This is a genomic window from Candidatus Magnetaquicoccus inordinatus (assembly GCF_004217665.1).
Taxonomy (GTDB): domain Bacteria; phylum Pseudomonadota; class Magnetococcia; order Magnetococcales; family Magnetaquicoccaceae; genus Magnetaquicoccus; species Magnetaquicoccus inordinatus.
This window is the reverse complement of record NZ_RXIU01000350.1, coordinates 1-2,289: the sequence shown is the minus strand read 5'-3', so window position 1 is coordinate 2,289 and position 2,289 is coordinate 1. Positions and strand designations below refer to the sequence as shown.

The following is a 2,289-nucleotide window of genomic DNA, read 5'->3' as shown; positions in this document are numbered from 1 at the left end:
GCGCATCACCTCCCTGCAACCCCATATTGCCAACGGCTTGATCCGTTTCCACCAGTCCCAATCGACACTGATTGAGCAATTGCGTCGCTACGGCGAAGCGGACAGTCACGACGATGGCCCGGACGCGCTGCATATGCTCTTCACCATCGCTGCCAAGCAAGGCGGCGGGCTCGATCAAGTCAAATCCTGGGGCAAACGCGCCTCATCTCGCTTCAAATGGCATAACGGGTGATCGATATGGATGGCAAACTCAAAAAGGAAATCGCTCCAATTGGTGGTAATATCCACTGGCCAGCCGTAGCGGGCATTCTGCGCCCGCACGACGAAACACTCCTACAGGAAGGCGGCAGTCTGGGGCTTTGGATCTACGACAAGCTGGAGCAAGACGACGCGGTCGCCTCTGACCTGCAAAAACGTAAGCTGGCCGTTATTGGCCGCCCATGGGCAGTTGAACCCGCCTCAGAGGCAGCACCCGACCAGAAAGCGGCGGAACTGGTCGAAAGACTGCTGCAAAAACTGCCTTTCAACAAAATCTGCCTTGGGCTGCTGGATGCCATTCTCAAGGGCTTCTCGGTCGGAGAGATCATCTGGGAAACAGATGGCAAATTTATCGTTCCCCGCAAAATATTGATGCGTGATCAACGGCGCTTCTATTTCAACGAACGGTCGGAGCTGCTGCTAGTCAGCTGGAACAACTTCTATCCCGGCGACACTGTTCCGGCGAAAAAATTTATTGTGCATCGCTACGGCGCCAAAGATGACAACCCCTATGGCGTGGGCTTGGGCTCCATTCTGTTCTGGCCCGTCTATTTCAAACAGAATGGCGCACGATTTTGGTCTACCTTTTTGGATCGTTTCGGCAATCCAGCGCTGATCGGCAGACTGCCCAACGGCACAGAGGAAGAAAGGGCAAGATTTTTGGCTATTTTGCGCGATTTCAGCCAGGAAACCAATATCGTCTTGCCGGAGGGGTACGAAATCGAGCTGTTGGAGGCCGCCAAGGCGGGAGGTGGCACTCTCTCCCATGAAGCATTTTGCAAGTACAACGACAACCGCATCACCCGCACTATTCTGGGGGATGGCGAAGCTAACAGTGGCCGAGGTGGCGGCGCTCTGGCGGCAGCAGCCATCATCCGCAACGAGGTTCGCCTAGAGCTGGTACAGGCCGACGCCGATCTGCTGGCCGACACCCTCAACGAATCGCTGTTGACCTGGATCACCGATTTTAATTTTCCCAACGCTATCCCGCCACACATCAAGTGGGATGTTGCGCTGCCAGAGGATCTCAAAGCCAGAGCCGAGCGCGACAAGATCATCCACGACATGGGGTTCAAACCGGATCTGGAGTACATCAATCGCACCTACGATGACGCCTGGAGCGAACGGCCAACTACAACACTGTCTGCCCAGGAGTCAGCCACAGGCGGCACCGTCGCACCCACAGCAACAGGTGACCAGCCCGGCGCGTTTGCCGAAACAGCTCCCTCCTCTAAACTGCAGGATCCCCAGACGGTTGTTGATGCTGCCATCCCGCCGGACGACCTGTTGCAAAAGGCGCTCGCAGCGATCGTACAACCCATTCTCGACCGCCTGCAGGATGGTGCCACGCCGCAAGAGATCATGGGCTGGCTGGCAGCCACCTATCCGCAGATGGACACCAGCCAGATGACCGAGCTGCTTGCCCGCGCCTTTTTCGCTGCCGAAACATGGGGGAGGCTCAATGGCCAAGGATCCGATTGATCTCGCCTTCGTCTGTCGCCTGCCGCCGGAAAAGGCCATCGAATATTTTCGCTCCAAGGGGTATCAGATCACCTGGGATTGGACAGAGGTGTGGCGCGAACTGCACGCCAAGGCGTTCACGGTCGCCAAGGCCGGATCGCTGGATATTTTGCAGACAATCCGGCAGCACCTTGACCAGGCGCTGGCCGAAGGCAAGAGCGAAAAATGGTTTATCGATACCCTGACCCCAATTCTGCAGGAAAAAGGCTGGTGGGGCAGACAGACGCTCATCAACCCCGCTGGTGAGGAGCAGTCGGTACAGCTCGGCAGCGCCTGGCGCCTGCACACCATCTATCAGACCAACATCCAGGCCGCCTACATGGCCGGACGTTACCGGGAACAGCTTGAAAACTCTGACCACCGCCCTTATTGGATGTACGTCGCCGTGATCGACGGACGCACCAGGCCAGCCCATGCCGCGCTTGACGGCTCGGTATTTCGTTTTGACGATCCTATCTGGGCAACAATCTATCCGCCAAACGGCTGGAACTGCCGTTGCTCGGTCAGAGC

2 protein-coding genes and 1 pseudogene are annotated in these 2,289 nt (G+C 57.2%); all 3 read left to right on the top strand.

Translation table 11 applies throughout. The features are described from left to right. Positions 1–232: pseudogene (locus EJP87_RS19105) on the top strand (phage terminase large subunit); the annotation flags it as partial. A gap of 5 nt (positions 233–237) precedes the next feature. Further along, positions 238–1,740, top strand: a complete 1,503-nt coding sequence (locus EJP87_RS15515; RefSeq protein ID WP_227657693.1) for a DUF935 domain-containing protein — start codon at positions 238–240, stop codon at positions 1,738–1,740. Next, positions 1,721–2,289 (top strand): phage head morphogenesis protein (locus tag EJP87_RS15510; RefSeq protein ID WP_130472761.1); only part of this gene is annotated, 569 nt, incomplete at its 3' end. The genes EJP87_RS15515 and EJP87_RS15510, both read left to right, overlap by 20 nt.